Here is a 14,631-nt window from a genome sequence, read left to right as displayed (position 1 = left end):
GTAGAAAAGGATTATCCGGTATTAGCTCCGGTTTCCCGAAGTTATCCCAGTCTTACAGGCAGGTTGCCCACGTGTTACTCACCCGTCCGCCGCTAACTTTAAAAGCAAGCTTTTAAAGTCCGCTCGACTTGCATGTATTAGGCACGCCGCCAGCGTTCGTCCTGAGCCAGGATCAAACTCTCCAATAAAGAGTTGATTAGCTCAAATGCTAAACTCTAGCTTTTTATTACTTGTTGTCATTCTATAATGTTCATTATAAAATGATTATTATTGACGTTTGTTCGTTCAGTTTTCAAAGAGCAATTTAGTTAGCCACTCAAGAGGCGACTTTCCTAATATACCACCTATCAACATTCAATGTCAATAGTTTTTTTTCAAAAAACTTTTCCCGCCGTTAACTTCAACATTTCTTGTTGTTTCAGCGACGGATATAAATATAACACCATTCTAATATTGAGGTCAATACTTTTTTAAACTTTTTTTATAAGTTACTAAAAAAAGACGGATTATCCTCCATTACAAAGAATTTTTTTCCCTTTCTAACATACACTTAATTAGTATTATTGGGTGTTTACTAATTACGTTTTAAGGATATTATACGTTAGGATTTTTTCTAATAGATTTCACCACTATAATTCATTAAAAGAATACACTTTGTTTTATTTCCTGTTTCCTTTAAAAAATTTCATCCATTTACTTATTCGGTAATAAGGAGAGCTTACCATACTAACTAATAGCAGGAGATGGAACGTTATGGATATCAATATTGATTTTTTATTAAAAATAGGCATTTCTGCCGGTCTTGGATTAATCATTGGCTTAGAAAGAGAAATCAAACGGAAACCAGTTGGTCTAAAGACAAGTCTTGTAATAAGTATTGTGAGCTGCTTATTAACTATTATCTCAATCGAAGCAGCTTATAAATTCCCAGGGAGCGATCAGGTTAATATCCAAATGGATCCTTTGCGCTTGCCAGCTCAAATAGTTTCCGGTATTGGATTTTTAGGTGCAGGGGTTATTCTAAGAAGAGGAAATGATAGTATTTCCGGTTTAACGACCGCTGCTTTGATTTGGGGAGCAGGTGGAATTGGAATCGCGGTTGGAGCAGGATATTATATAGAAGCTCTTATTGGAGTGACACTTCTATTAATCAGCGTAAAATTCGTACCCATCTTTATGAGCACGATTGGTCCTCGCCAACTAAGAGAAAAAGAAATTAAAGTGAAATTAAAAGCCCATCAAAAAGAAAATGTAACTACTATTATAAAAGCAATTCAAAGTTTAAAAACAGGAATAAAGCATTTAAGGATAAAAGATTTAGAAACTGGTGAGCATTCTATCTACCTTATATTAATTGTTAATCAAAAAAGAGAAGTGACCGAAGTATATAAAGAGATTTCCGAAATTAATGGTGTAAAAGAAATTGAAATTGAAAGTTTAAATTAATTTCATATTCCTTAATACTAAAAAAAGAAAGTTGCTTGGACAAAAATATTCCAGCATACAATAATCCCAAATAATTATACGAAGATGCCAATGAATAGGAGGTTCGTATAATTGTTTGGGATTTTTTAAAGATGTTCAAAACCTTTTATTAGGAAATGTACGGTGAAATTCACAGAAGAGCCTTACGGTAATAAATCTAATAGGAGGCTATAATGTGAAGATAAAACAAGATACTCGGCATCTAGTACTAAGCTATAAGACTTATTTATTCTTCGAGTGAAAAAAATTTGTTGTTTTCTCGGAATTTTTTTCTTTAAATGAATGCTATTTATTTAAAGGAATTAACTAAATGCTATATTATCCTACTCTAAAGTCAGAAAAAGGGGATGCCAAGTGAGCTATTAAAACAAATATCTATATTTTCATTTATAGTTTTAACCCATGTATTATCTATAATATGTTCCTTTTAGATTTGCAGCATTTGCCCTTTTTAATTAAATTTACAAGAATTCACTTATTTAAGTAATTCCTACCGTTTTTGTTTATTCCATCTACCGAAGTGTGTAGCTTTATCAAAAAGATAGATTAAGTTCAATTTTTAGACTTGAAGTTTCTGCCTATTTTTGTATAATATATGTAGATTAACATTATAATTGGGGGCTTAGCTCAGCTGGGAGAGCGCTTGCATGGCATGCAAGAGGTCGTCGGTTCGATCCCGATAGTCTCCACCATTCTGTTTTAAACACACGACTATCATAGTCGTTTTTTTGTGTCTATTATCAATAGTTAGCTTAATTAATTGAATTTCACTTTCTCTTCTTCCTCCAAATTGATCAATTGATTTAAGATTTCAACCTCCTAATCTTCCCTATTTTTACAATTGTATTTCCTATCAATTAAATTTCATTAAAATTTTTTTATATTTTACTGGATTATATAGATTATTTTACGCACATTATGTATAATCAGCCTTATTGAATTTTTTTAGGTAGTATTAAAGGAGGTAATTCATGTTGGGAAAAGCATTAATTATTGGTGCTGGTGGAGTAGCTAGTGTTGTTGCACATAAATGCTGTCAAGTACCGGATGTATTCGAAGAAATTTGTATTGCAAGCAGAACACTTTCTAAGTGTGAAGCAATTAAAGATAAAATTGACGGTGGCAAAACAAAGGTTTCAGTTGCTCAAGTCGATGCTGATAATACACAAGAAGTGATTGAGTTAATCAATAGCTTTAATCCAGAAATAGTAATCAATGTTGCATTACCATATCAAGACTTGACTATAATGGATGCTTGTCTTGCTACTGGTGTACATTACTTAGATACTGCAAACTATGAACCACCTGAAACAGCTAAATTTGAATATAAATGGCAATGGGAATATAAACAAAAGTTTGAAGAAGCTGGTCTAACTGCCTTACTTGGAAGTGGATTTGATCCAGGGGTAACAGGTGTTTTCACTGCTTATGCACAAAAGCATCATTTCGATGAGATTAATTATATTGATATTGTCGATGCGAATGGTGGAGATCACGGCTATCCATTCGCTACCAACTTTAATCCAGAAATCAACATTCGCGAAATCACAGCGAACGGAAGATATTGGGAAAAAGGCAAGTGGGTTGAGACACCACCTCTTTCTGAAAAAAGAGAATATGATTTAGATCAAATTGGTCCAAAAAACATTTATCTTTTATATCATGAAGAATTAGAATCATTAGCTGTAAACATTAAGGGACTTAAGAGAATCCGTTTCTGGATGACTTTCTCTGATAATTATCTAAACCACTTAAAGGTTCTTGAAAATGTTGGAATGACATCTATTGAACCAATTAATTATGAAGGTAAAGAAATTATCCCGCTTCAGTTCTTAAAAGAAATCCTTCCAGATCCAGCTTCTCTTGGACCTAGAACAAAAGGGAAAACAAATATCGGCTGTATCATTCAAGGTACAAAAGATGGAAAGCCAAAAACTTATTATGTATATAATATTTGCGATCACCAAGAGTGTTATCGTGAAGTAGGATCTCAAGCAATTTCTTATACTACTGGTGTTCCAGCAATGATTGGGGCAATGCTGATTATGAAAGGCCAATGGAAGCGCCCAGGAGTATACAATGTTGAGGAATTTGATCCAGATCCATTCATGGATGCATTAAATAAATATGGATTACCATGGCAGGAGAACTTCTCTCCAACTCTTATAGATTGAGAGGAATGAAATGAAAAAGATTGACTTTACACAAGCTCCATCCCCAAGTTATGTAGTGGACGAGCGTCTTTTAACGAGAAATTTAGAAATTTTACAGTCTGTACAAGAGCGAACAGGTGCAAAAATTCTGCTTGCATTAAAAGGTTTTTCCATGCACTCTGTATTTCCTCTAGTAGGAAAATACTTAGCAGGGGTAACATCAAGTTCATTATTTGAAGCTAGACTTGGGTATGAAAAAATGGGCAAAGAAGTGCATGCGTATGCACCTGCATATGCTGAGAGTGAGTTCGATGAATTACTTCAATATACAGACCATATCGTTTTTAATTCACACAGCCAATGGAATCGATTTAAAGATAAGGTTCAAAACGCTGGAAAGAAAATTGATGTAGGTCTTCGAATTAATCCTGAATACTCAGAGATAGAAACACAGCTTTATAATCCTTGTGCTCCTTACTCTCGCTTTGGTATAACTATGGATAACTTTAATCCAGAAGAATTAGATGGAATAGACGGGCTTCATTTTCATACAATGTGTGAACAAAATTCTGATACTTTAAAGCGTACGATAAAAGTAGTTGATGAGAAGTTCGGTGAACATATAAAGAAAATGAAATGGATCAACTTTGGAGGAGGACATCATATTACACGACCAGATTATGATATTGAAACCTTAGTAGAATCTATATTATTTATAAAAGAAAAATATAATGTAGATGTTTATTTAGAACCAGGTGAAGCTATTGCTTTGAATACAGGTTACTTAGTATCCACTGTCCTTGATATTGTTCATAATGGAATGGATATTGCTATTCTTGATACATCAGCAACATGTCATATGCCAGATGTGCTTGAAATGCCATATCGACCGAATATTATTGATGCTGGAACGCCTGGTGAAAATGAATATACCTATAGACTCGGCGGAATGACGTGTTTAGCTGGAGATGTCATTGGCGATTATTCTTTCAAAAAGCCATTAAAGCCTGGCGATAAAATTGTCTTCTGCGACATGGCTCACTACACTATGGTAAAAAACCATATGTTTAACGGTGTTAATTTACCTTCTATAGCTTCCTATAATGAAGAAGAAGGAATAAAAGTTGTTCGCCAATTTGTGTTTGAAGATTATAGTAATCGATTATCTTAAATAATTGTAAAAGCGGATATTTAAAGGGGCTTTCCCCTTCAAATATCCTTTTTTTATGCTATTTATTCTTCTAGTAAAGCTAACGAGTTTTGAAATACTGCAGTCTGAAGCATCATTCCATCTTGTAATCAATAATTTGAAAAGAAACAATATTAAAGAAAAAACCCATTTTCACTTCTTGCCTTCCCTGGATAATCGTTTAATGATAACACGGTAACATAATGGTTACGACTGTACCCCATCCCTCTTTACTCTTCACTACCATATCTCCATTATTTTGTTTAAGAAGTTTTAAACAAATTGTTAAACCTATACCAGTTCCTTTTTCTTTACTTGTATAGTAAGGTTCTCCTATTCTTGCTAGCCTTTCTTTACTTATTCCATCACCATTATCAATTATTCTAATTCGACAATTATCCTTTTTCTGATCAAGAATAACTTTTACTTTACCTGTTTGTGGCGAAATCGCCTCCATACTATTTTTCAATATATTCAGCATTACTTGTTTAAACTGGGAATTATCAATTGATGCTATTAATTCTTGATCCTTCCTAGTTTCTACAATAATCTCTTTATTTTGTTCATTAGCCAGGGCTTGAAATAAAACTTTAATATTTTTCAATTCCATAAAGACTTTCGTTAATGGCAGAATATTATTTTCATTTTCTTTCGCCTCTGGCTTACTTAGTATAAGCAATTCCTTTAAGACTTCATTAATTCGATCAATTTCTTCAATTAAAATCGTTTCATAACCAGAAGCATCATTCTTCTCCTTGAGTAGCTGAATAAAACCTCTGATGGTCGTCAAAGGATTTCGGATTTCATGCGCGACACTTGCTGCCATCTCGCCTACCACTTTTAATTTCTCAGAAGAGATCATCAGTTGTTCATTATGCTTTTGATCCGTAATGTCATTACCAAAATAAATATGATATTCTTCCCCAGTACTATGTATAAGTTCTTTTTTTCCCCAAATCAGAAAGTAGTTTTTCCCTCTACTGTCTACAAAGCGATAAGGTTTCTCTGTTTCCATGTTAATGCGATCTGTAATATAAGAAAATGGTTGACCTAACCAAACCTTGTTTTCTAATGAAAGTAGATGTAAGAAAGAAGGATTCATTTTGACTATCTGATCTTTCCCATTCTTAACTAATAGATAATTAGGGTTTATATCCATAATCGCTTCTAATAATTCACTTTGCCTCGACAGCTCCATATTCATAATATTCATATGTGTTGATTGCATCTGGAAAAAACTTAAGAATAAAATAACTGCTGCAATTAATGAGTTAAAACTAGAAAAAAACAGCGGTATAAAAATATAACCACTAAAAACACCATTTATATAGATAATTAATACAGCAATCACAAACTTTATATAAAAACTTTTATAGATTGGATCTCTAATTTTAAAAGAAATGATCAATAAAATAATCGTATTTAAATATAATAAGACAATATTAATTATAAATAGTATATTCCATTCCCCATAAATCGGAAGAACATATTCGGAGGAAAGCCAATTACCCTCTATTACTACAAAATCTTTAATGCCAAGGCTGGTAAAATTAATAAAATATGCAAATAAACTGTAGATGATTATTACGTATAAAAACGGCTTATTAAACACAAATCTAAATCGTTTAAATTCTTTATTTTCGCTTACTAAATAATAAGAAAAATAATACATGACTGGCATTATGCAGATAGTTCCAAGTCTAAATATTTTAAATAAAAGTTCAATTGTTTCCTGCTTCAAAAAATCTACTGCATATAATACAGCAATATCCATTTGCCAGAAAGCTAACATACATAAAAATAGCGATAAGGCCTTTGTTAACTGAGACTGTGAATAAAAAATTATCGTCACAGAAATAATGAGTGGAACTAACGAAACCATCAATAATAATATAGCTTCCACACTATGCTCCTCCTTTCGCTATCATAGCGCACCCATTATTACCTCCGTAACCGTGTGCTGTTATTAAAACCCGATCAATCTCTTGTTCTAATAACATTGTATTTATTGGGTAATTCCAATAATATGCATCTATTTCTGCGCTAATAGTTGCTGGTATAAACCGATTACTTATGCTTATTAATGATGCAATTATTTGAAAGAGTGGAGAAGCTCCCATTGCATGGCCAACTGTTCCTTTAATAGATGTAATCGGAATCTGATTCGTTTCAAAAAAACGTTGATAAACTCCTATTTCAATATGGTCATTTTCCAATATACCTAAAGCTTGACTATTTATATACGTTGGCATATTCTCTTGAAGACATTCAGCAACTGCCTTTTGCATGAGCAAACCTGTTGAATCTGATTGATAGGGCGAAACGGCATCCTGTGTTACACAAGTAGCATCTACTTTCCCTAATATAGAGGCATTTCTTTGTATGGCAATTTGTTCATTTTCCACAATTAACACGCCAGCACCTTCTGAGATTGAAAATCCTTTTCCTCCTGAAAATGGTCCAAATAGGGGTTGAGGATGTTCTTCAGATTGTAAAACACGCTGGGGTAGAAACCCTTTTATAACAGTGTCACAAACAGACTCATCACTAGCACCAACTATACAAACATCTATTTGATTGGATTCAATTAATATTCTCGCTAAATTTAAAGCATCTATACCCGATGTACAACTATTTGCCAACGATAATGATAAACCGTTTATTTCCAAATAAGCACTAATGCTTGAGGATAAAGAATTAGCATTCATGTTTCCAATTGTATAAGGAGAAAGCCTTTTTCCTTTTTCTGAAGAAATAGCAGCTTTACTAATATCTGCTAAGCCCCCTGCTGAAGAACCAACGATTACTGCTGTTCGATAATCCCTAACATTAATTTTTGATTGCTCTATTGCTTCGTTACATGCTTGTAGAAGCATACGTACAGGTTTAGACATTTTTTCTTGCTTTCTACTTAACTTAATTAATTGTTCTTCATGCACCCTACCAGTATATATGTATTTCCCTTCATATTCTTCCTGCTTTAACATACTTTTATTATTTTTAAGTACAGTGGTATACTCTTTTATATTGGAAAAACCCGCTCCTATTATCCCCATCCCAGTAATAACCGATTTCATCTTCATGTTCTCCTAAATAATATTCCTTACATTTGTATTTTACTATGAAAATCGATTTACATCAGTAAAATAAACGAAAATGTACAAATTGCCACAAATACAAATAAAAATGGCTACATCAAAGTATTTCTAACTAACAAAGCTAATGATTAGCAATCCCCATTTATTAACAAGAATTTTTCTAACACTTTGCTTTTATCGTCAGAACCTTGTGTAGCCTGCTTTTAACAAAACATATTGTTTTACTTACTGATAGCCATTTTCTCTATTTGATGCTTCATCTTGTATCTCTTCTTTGAAGGATTCTACAGCAGCTTCTCTTCGTTTATTTTTCTGTTGAATCATTTCTTTCTCGTCTGGACTTGCATTAACCATTGTTTCTTCCGCTTTATTAATATTATCCATTGTGTTTTGTACCATGTCCTGCAATTTTTCTACATTATCAGAACGATTATCGGGGTTTGGCTTTTGAAAGCTCACCTTTATTCCTCCTTCCTATATGCTTCGTTTGTATTTTGGATGTCTATCTGGTTTTTTATACGAAGCTACACCTCAATACACACTACCATTTATTTACAAGAACTACTTTTCCTACTGCCTTCCCCGACTCTAAATATTCATGTGCTTCTCCTACTTCCTCGAAAGAAAAGGTCTTTTTATCAAGTAGTGGCTTTAAACGATTTTCTTCTATCACTTTAGTGATATTTCGCAAGATATCTCCATGTTCAAAACGCTTCTCCTCATCAAGGAGTTTCAGAAGCATAAAGATAACATGTAGGGAAAGTGATTTCGAATGTAAAGGAGTCAAATCATGTGTAGACCTGGCAGCGATAGTTAATACTGTACCATTTAAGGAAGCTGCCTCAAAAGAACGATCGAGATTATCACCACCTACTGTATCAAAAACTAATGAAAATCCTTTCCCATCTGTGTACTTTTCAACATACTCTTTTACAGACACTTCTCGATAAGGAATGATATAATCAGCTCCTAATTCTTTTGCGACTGTTTGTTTTTCAATGGATGAAGCAGTTGTAAAAACAGTTGCTCCCATCCACTTAGCTAACTGGATTGCAATATGGCCAACGCCTCCTGCACCACCATGGATAAGGATAGTATCTCCTTTTTTTAAATCACCTTTTGTAAATAATGACTCCCATGCCGTAATTCCAACAAGAGGGAGTGCTGCAGCTTCTTCCATAGTAATATTTTGTGGTTTATGTGCTAAAACGGATGAATCAGCAATCATATACTCTACCAATGCTCCATCTAGCCCCTTGAAGCCACCTGCACATCCATATACTTCGTCCCCTACTTGAAAGGACTCTACTCCCTCTCCTACTTCCTCAATGACCCCAGCAACATCCCCATGCAATACTGCTGGAAAGGATGGAGAAACGCCTGGTACAGCACCAATTCGAACTTTAATATCAATGGGATTCACACTTGTTGCCTTTACTTTTATTCGTACTTGGCCAGGAAATAGTCTTTTTGTATCTATTTCCTTTAATTTAAATACTGATGACTCCCCAAATTTTTCTATTACCATTGCCTTCATCAAAATCATCTCCTTTATATCCATATTACCTAATTTGTTGCATTAATTCGAAAATATAGGATTGCCATCCACTTTTTTCTACTACTGGCAGTAAAAAAGTTTCTACTTTGGAAAAAATGGATATTAGTATCTTATCGCTATCATACTAAACAATATCGTAATTGATATTTATCAAGGAGGATACAAAAATGACAGACCTCAAAAATAAAGTAGCACTTATTACGGGAGCAGCTTCAGGCATTGGAAAAGCAGCAGCACTCTCACTTGCAAATAAAGGGATGAAAGTAGCTTTAGTTGACTTAAATGCTGACGATTTAGAAGAAGTGAAAAATTCCATTAATGATAAAGGGCAAGAAGCTATATCCATCGAAGCAAATGTGGCTGATCCTACTTCTATTCAACGAGCTATTGATGAAACGGTTAAGAAATGGGATAAATTAGATACCGTTTTTATTAATGCTGGTATTAATGGCGCCGTTTCATCCATCGAAGATCTTACACCATCCGAATGGGATAACACGATAGACACAAATCTGAAAAGCACCTTTTTAACGGTTAAATATAGTATTCCTTATATGAAAACAAATGGCGGAAGTATTATTATTACAAGTAGTATAAATGGAAATCGTATTTTTAAGAACTTTGGAATGTCTGCTTACAGTACCTCAAAAGCTGGCCAAGTCGCATTCGGAAAAATGGCTGCACTTGAATTAGCACAATTTAAAATTCGAGTAAATATGATTTGCCCTGGCGCAATAGATACAAATATTGAAAAAAATACATTTAAAGATGAGAAACACTTAACAGAAATAACGATACCTGTTGAATATCCTGAAGGGAATCAACCACTATCCAATGAATCAGGCAGTGCACAGCAAGTGGCCGATTTAGTATATTTTTTAAGCTCTGATTTATCTAACCATATTACAGGCACAGAAATTTATATTGATGGTGCAGAGTCTCTTTTATAGGAAATGAGGCTGGGACAAAACTAAATAACTAATCTTTAAAGATGAACAATCTCTAATTCAGCTATTAAATAATAGCTACTTTCTCATGATGGTATCCATGTTTTTATATATAGTCAAGTGTAAAAACTAAGTCGTTCCATTGCGCTACAGACGCTGATGCGCCGGGGAGGAAGCTGAGTCTACTCGCATACGCTGCGGGGTCTAAAGCGCCTCTATTTCCCGCCGGAGTCGAGCGTCCTTCGCTCCATACACTTCGTTTCTTAAACCTTTTTTTAAAACAACAAACACAAATTTTTATGCGAATTATTTGCATAAAAATTTGTGTTTGTTGTTGGTTGAAATGCTTATTTCCCAGTCTCTTCGTATAATAGGTAATTTGGCTTCACCCTTTTCTCTTTTATTATCATAGAGTTGTCTAGAAGAGATTCCTTCTTTATCCTATGCTAAAATAGGAAGAAAATATTGCAAAAGGAGTATCAAGAAATGAATGAAACTATACAACTTTTAAAAAATCATCGTTCTTATCGTACGTATCAAGATAAGGAAGTGACTTTAGAAACACTACAATTGATCATGGAAACAGCTCAAAGTGCTCCTTCTTGGACAAATGGACAGCATGTTACAGCTATCCTTGTTCGTGATGTAGAGAGAAAGAAAAAATTAGCAGCGTTATGCGGGAATCAAAAACATGTAGAAAATGCTCCTGCCTTCCTTGTTTTTTGTGCCGATTTCTACCGAGCTAAATTAGCAAGTGAAATGGAGGGAAAGGAATTTAAAGCAATTGAAGATGTGGACACCATTTTAATTGGTGCTACTGATGTGGGGCTTGCCATGCAAAATGCCATTACGGCTGCTGAATCACTTGGCTTAGGCACTGTTCCAATAGGCGGTATTCGTCGAAACGCTTTAGAGGTAATTGAATTTTTAGAGCTTCCTACCTATGTCATTCCCATCGCAGGACTTTGCGTCGGTTATCCAGATGGTGATCCAGGCCTAAAACCTAGATTACCATTACAAAGTGTTCTTCATGAAGAAAAATACAATAAAAAGCAACAAGCTATTATTGAAGAATATAATGCTACTTATAAAGAATATTTAAAAGATAGAGGAGAAGCACCAGTAGGATGGACAAATCGAATTGCTAATTTCTACGACAAACCCTATTACCCTAGTAACGCAAAAATGATCAAACAACAGGGCTTTCTTTCTAAAGATATGAAAGAATGAAAATAATAACGCAACATAAAAACTGGCTTGTTCCAAAGATGCTTTGAAACAAGCCAGTTTTATTTAGGAAAATTAATTTCAAACGTCGTCCCAACTTCTAATGTACTATCTACCTTTATCGTACCATCATGTTTTTCAACAATCCATTTTGCAATGGAAAGACCTAAACCTGTCCCTTCTCGATTCGTTCTTGATTGTTCTACTTGATAAAAACGGTTAAAGATTTTCGAAGTTTCTTCTTTAGGAATACCAATCCCCGTATCCTTTACTTGAATTATAACCGAATTAGCCTTTTCCATCGCAAGTAGTTGAATCTCTCCACCTTCCATCGTATACTTCATACTATTATCCACAAGAATAACAAGCAATTGATGTATTCGTTCCTTATCACCAATAAACGAAATCTTGTTTTTTACAGTGGCATAAATTTTTTTTCCTTGAAAATCAGCGATATCTGCATATTGATTAACAACATCATGGATTACTTCCTCTAAAGCAAATTGCGTTTTCACTATTTCTACTTGATTTGAATCCGATCGAGCCAAAGTGAGTAAATTTGTTACAAGTTTACTCAATCTTCTTGTTTCTTTTGAAATAACAGAGATATCCAATGCTCTTTCCTGAATAGTTGCTTCCGGTTTTTGAAAAAGCACATCTGCACGTGACTGGATAACAGCTAAAGGTGTCCTTAATTCATGTGAAGCATCAGACACAAATTGTTGCTGGGCCTCCCATGATCGCTGGATAGGGATTAAAGCTCTCCCTGCCAAAAAATAACCAGCAATTACAGCAAATATGCTACCAATACTTATGCCAACAGTCATGATGATTATTAGCTGTTCTAACATACTCTCCTCAGAATCAATATTCCTGATTATTTGAATTGTCTTTGTTTCTCCATTAATCTCTATATTAGTAGAAATAGTTTGAAACTGTAATCCTTCTGACGACGTTTTCTTTTCTAAAATATTGATGGAATTCGGTTTTAAATATTTCTCTTCCTCCGTATAATCTATAATTGAGTTTTCCGAGATTCCTTCAATTTCTCCGGTACTATTCCACTGGATAAGCATTAATTTAGGACCTACCATTGGAATAGGACCACGTCCATCTCTTTCACCCATTCGCTTCAGATCTTCAATACCATTATAAAGAGACATATTGACCTCACGATAGGTTTGCTTTTCCGTAAATAGATATATGGTATAACCTATAATAGCCATTAGCAGAATAAAGACAATCGAATTTAAAATGGTTAGATTAATTCTTGTTTTACGAAACATGTATATACTTTACCCCTTAGTAATCCTTCAAAATATAACCGACACCTCGGACAGTTTGAATATCTTTATGATAATCAAATGGTTCTAATTTCTTTCGAATCTGATGAATAAAGACTTCCACAATGGCAATCGTTGTATCTGAATCAAACCCCCAAATCCGATCAAAAATTTGTTCCTTCGTTACTATTTTTCCATTATTTTGAATAAGATATTCCAATAATTCATACTGCTTTATGGTTAACTTGATTGGATTATCGTTTACTAAAATATCATTTTCTTTCCCTGTTAGTATGATTCCCTTATACTTGATGCCCTCATCTAAATCAAGAGCTCCACTTCTTCTTAACAATGCTTTAATTCTTGCTTGAAGTTCCGGTGTTTGAAATGGCTTAACGAGATAATCATCTCCTCCAAATTCCAAGCCTTTTACTCTATCTTCAAGTGAATCCTTCGCAGTTAAAAATAATACTGGTGTTTTAATTTTCTCTTTTCTAATATGTTTAACAATATCAAAACCATTCACATGTGGAAGCATCACATCCAAGATAATCAGGTCATATATATTCTGCCCTGCAAAGAACATACCATCTTCGCCGTTATCTGCAATATCTACGGTGTATTCTGTTTCCAGAATTGTTTTTAAAGAATCGAGTAACAGTTTGTTATCTTCTACGATTAATATTTTCATTTAATGTTCTCCTTACCTTTTATCCCAGTCTGTATCTAAAACTTACCTTCTTTCTATTTTAATAGCAACGTCTTAACTTATCCTTAATATCTATATTTTTTATTTACTTATCAAAATAGGCAGTAATCCATTTTTAACAAATGAATCACTGCCTATTATTATAAACGCTTTAGGAGCTAGCTTGCATCCCTTATATTACTTCTGGAAGAATAAAATAATTAGCTAGCTTCGCATTAACATGTGTTTGCCAATTATGTAATGGAATGTCGAGGTTCTCCAATAATTTATATGCGTGGACCCATGCACTCATCTCCGCATTTACATGATATGACCAGTCATGTAACCATTTATCATGATTTAATTCTCCATTCACAAAATCAATAACATGACCAATTTCATGTGCTAGTGCATAAGTGTTTTCTAAAGAAAAATGATAAGGAATGGTAATATACATTTTCGTATTAAAACTTATTTTTTTCGTTGAATCATATACAACTTTACATCCTAATTCCTCAGCAAAACTAACTACTTTCATAAATCTTTCTCTTGAAATCATCATACCTTAATTCCCCCTTTACCAATATTTACTATACTTAAAAACAATATGTTTACGTTTATACTCTTCAGAATCGGCTATATAACCTATGTAACGTTAATTAAAAATCTTTTATGGGAGTGATAGAAATGGCAGACAACAACAAAATGAGCAGAGAAGAAGCAGGAAGAAAAGGCGGAGAAGCTACTTCTAAAAATCACGATAAGGATTTTTACCAAGAAATTGGACAAAAAGGTGGAGAAGCTACCTCTGACAACCACGACAAGGAATTTTACCAAGAAATCGGTAAAAAAGGTGGACAGGCAACTTCTGATAACCACGATAAAGAATTCTACCAAGAAATTGGCCGAAAAGGCGGAAATTCTCGTAACGACAATGATTAATGGATACCGACATATCCATTATCTAATTTAACTTATGTTAAATATCCCGGTAGATATTCCA

The 14,631-nt window shown here is 33.9% G+C and carries 13 protein-coding genes, 1 tRNA gene and 1 rRNA gene; 7 read left to right on the top strand and 8 right to left on the bottom strand.

Annotated elements, in window-relative coordinates; translation table 11 throughout:
• Positions 1 to 188, bottom strand: a 16S ribosomal RNA gene (locus ADJ83_RS16480); the annotation flags it as partial.
• A gap of 565 nt (positions 189 to 753) precedes the next feature.
• Between ADJ83_RS16480 and ADJ83_RS16475 the strand changes: the two genes are divergently transcribed.
• The 4 genes from ADJ83_RS16475 (at position 754) to nspC (ending at position 4,809) form a co-directional block, all read left to right on the top strand.
• Positions 754 to 1,446, top strand: a complete 693-nt coding sequence (locus ADJ83_RS16475; protein WP_031536977.1) for an MgtC/SapB family protein — start codon at positions 754 to 756, stop codon at positions 1,444 to 1,446.
• A 655-nt stretch (positions 1,447 to 2,101) separates the two neighbouring features.
• Positions 2,102 to 2,177: transfer RNA gene (locus ADJ83_RS16470), tRNA-Ala, on the top strand.
• Between the two features lie 282 nt (positions 2,178 to 2,459).
• A complete protein-coding gene (locus tag ADJ83_RS16465; protein ID WP_031536976.1) occupies positions 2,460 to 3,659 on the top strand; it encodes a saccharopine dehydrogenase family protein in 1,200 nt (399 codons plus the stop codon).
• A 10-nt stretch (positions 3,660 to 3,669) separates the two neighbouring features.
• A complete protein-coding gene (gene nspC / locus ADJ83_RS16460; protein ID WP_031536975.1) occupies positions 3,670 to 4,809 on the top strand; it encodes a carboxynorspermidine decarboxylase in 1,140 nt (379 codons plus the stop codon).
• Positions 4,810 to 5,008: 199 nt separating this feature from the next.
• Here nspC and ADJ83_RS16455 read toward each other — a convergent pair whose 3' ends face one another.
• The 4 genes from ADJ83_RS16455 to ADJ83_RS16440 form a co-directional block, all read right to left on the bottom strand.
• Positions 5,009 to 6,730: an ATP-binding protein gene (locus ADJ83_RS16455; protein ID WP_048718415.1), complete on the bottom strand. Its 1,722-nt coding sequence runs from the start codon at positions 6,728 to 6,730 to the stop codon at positions 5,009 to 5,011.
• Position 6,731: 1 nt separating this feature from the next.
• A complete protein-coding gene (locus ADJ83_RS16450) occupies positions 6,732 to 7,904 on the bottom strand; it encodes a beta-ketoacyl synthase N-terminal-like domain-containing protein (RefSeq protein WP_031536973.1) in 1,173 nt (390 codons plus the stop codon).
• 246 nt (positions 7,905 to 8,150) lie between these two features.
• Complete coding sequence (tlp, locus tag ADJ83_RS16445) at positions 8,151 to 8,390, bottom strand: small acid-soluble spore protein Tlp (protein ID WP_192840957.1); 240 nt, start codon at positions 8,388 to 8,390, stop codon at positions 8,151 to 8,153.
• 76 nt (positions 8,391 to 8,466) lie between these two features.
• Positions 8,467 to 9,462: a zinc-dependent alcohol dehydrogenase family protein gene (locus tag ADJ83_RS16440; protein ID WP_031536970.1), complete on the bottom strand. Its 996-nt coding sequence runs from the start codon at positions 9,460 to 9,462 to the stop codon at positions 8,467 to 8,469.
• A 188-nt stretch (positions 9,463 to 9,650) separates the two neighbouring features.
• On the opposite strand from ADJ83_RS16440, the gene ADJ83_RS16435 reads away from it, so the two are divergent.
• Positions 9,651 to 10,433, top strand: a complete 783-nt coding sequence (locus ADJ83_RS16435) for an SDR family oxidoreductase (protein WP_031536969.1) — start codon at positions 9,651 to 9,653, stop codon at positions 10,431 to 10,433.
• Between the two features lie 483 nt (positions 10,434 to 10,916).
• Positions 10,917 to 11,660 carry an NADPH-dependent oxidoreductase gene (locus ADJ83_RS16430; RefSeq protein WP_031536968.1) on the top strand — a complete coding sequence of 248 codons (744 nt, stop codon included), beginning with the start codon at positions 10,917 to 10,919 and terminating at the stop codon, positions 11,658 to 11,660.
• Between the two features lie 59 nt (positions 11,661 to 11,719).
• On the opposite strand, the gene ADJ83_RS16425 is transcribed toward ADJ83_RS16430, so the two are convergent.
• From ADJ83_RS16425 to ADJ83_RS16415, 3 genes are all read right to left on the bottom strand, one after another.
• Entirely contained in the window at positions 11,720 to 12,943 is a 1,224-nt protein-coding gene (locus tag ADJ83_RS16425; RefSeq protein WP_031536967.1) for a sensor histidine kinase, read from the bottom strand.
• Between the two features lie 16 nt (positions 12,944 to 12,959).
• Entirely contained in the window at positions 12,960 to 13,631 is a 672-nt protein-coding gene (locus ADJ83_RS16420; protein WP_031536966.1) for a response regulator transcription factor, read from the bottom strand.
• A gap of 190 nt (positions 13,632 to 13,821) precedes the next feature.
• Positions 13,822 to 14,190 (bottom strand): hypothetical protein, encoded by a 369-nt coding sequence (locus ADJ83_RS16415; RefSeq protein ID WP_031536965.1) that lies wholly within the window; start codon positions 14,188 to 14,190, stop codon positions 13,822 to 13,824.
• A gap of 125 nt (positions 14,191 to 14,315) precedes the next feature.
• Here ADJ83_RS16415 and ADJ83_RS16410 point away from each other — a divergent pair, with 125 nt between their 5' ends.
• Positions 14,316 to 14,570, top strand: a complete 255-nt coding sequence (locus ADJ83_RS16410; RefSeq protein ID WP_031536964.1) for a general stress protein — start codon at positions 14,316 to 14,318, stop codon at positions 14,568 to 14,570.
• The last annotated feature ends 61 nt before the right edge of the window (positions 14,571 to 14,631 follow it).

This window comes from Bacillus sp. 522_BSPC, assembly GCF_001076885.1.
GTDB lineage: Bacteria > Bacillota > Bacilli > Bacillales > Cytobacillaceae > Niallia > Niallia hominis.
This window is presented reverse-complemented; position numbering and strand designations above follow the sequence as displayed.

Bases quoted from the DNA above. Each gene is read 5' to 3' on its own strand.
- ADJ83_RS16475 (WP_031536977.1), top strand. From the start codon at position 754: ATGGATATCAATATTGATTTTTTATTAAAAATAGGCATTTCTGCCGGT.
- nspC (WP_031536975.1), top strand. From the start codon at position 3,670: ATGAAAAAGATTGACTTTACACAAGCTCCATCCCCAAGTTATGTAGTG.
- ADJ83_RS16450 (WP_031536973.1), bottom strand. From the start codon at position 7,904: ATGAAATCGGTTATTACTGGGATGGGGATAATAGGAGCGGGTTTTTCC.
- ADJ83_RS16440 (WP_031536970.1), bottom strand. From the start codon at position 9,462: ATGAAGGCAATGGTAATAGAAAAATTTGGGGAGTCATCAGTATTTAAA.
- ADJ83_RS16435 (WP_031536969.1), top strand. From the start codon at position 9,651: ATGACAGACCTCAAAAATAAAGTAGCACTTATTACGGGAGCAGCTTCA.
- ADJ83_RS16430 (WP_031536968.1), top strand. From the start codon at position 10,917: ATGAATGAAACTATACAACTTTTAAAAAATCATCGTTCTTATCGTACG.
- ADJ83_RS16425 (WP_031536967.1), bottom strand. From the start codon at position 12,943: ATGTTTCGTAAAACAAGAATTAATCTAACCATTTTAAATTCGATTGTC.
- ADJ83_RS16420 (WP_031536966.1), bottom strand. From the start codon at position 13,631: ATGAAAATATTAATCGTAGAAGATAACAAACTGTTACTCGATTCTTTA.
- ADJ83_RS16415 (WP_031536965.1), bottom strand. From the start codon at position 14,190: ATGATGATTTCAAGAGAAAGATTTATGAAAGTAGTTAGTTTTGCTGAG.
- ADJ83_RS16410 (WP_031536964.1), top strand. From the start codon at position 14,316: ATGGCAGACAACAACAAAATGAGCAGAGAAGAAGCAGGAAGAAAAGGC.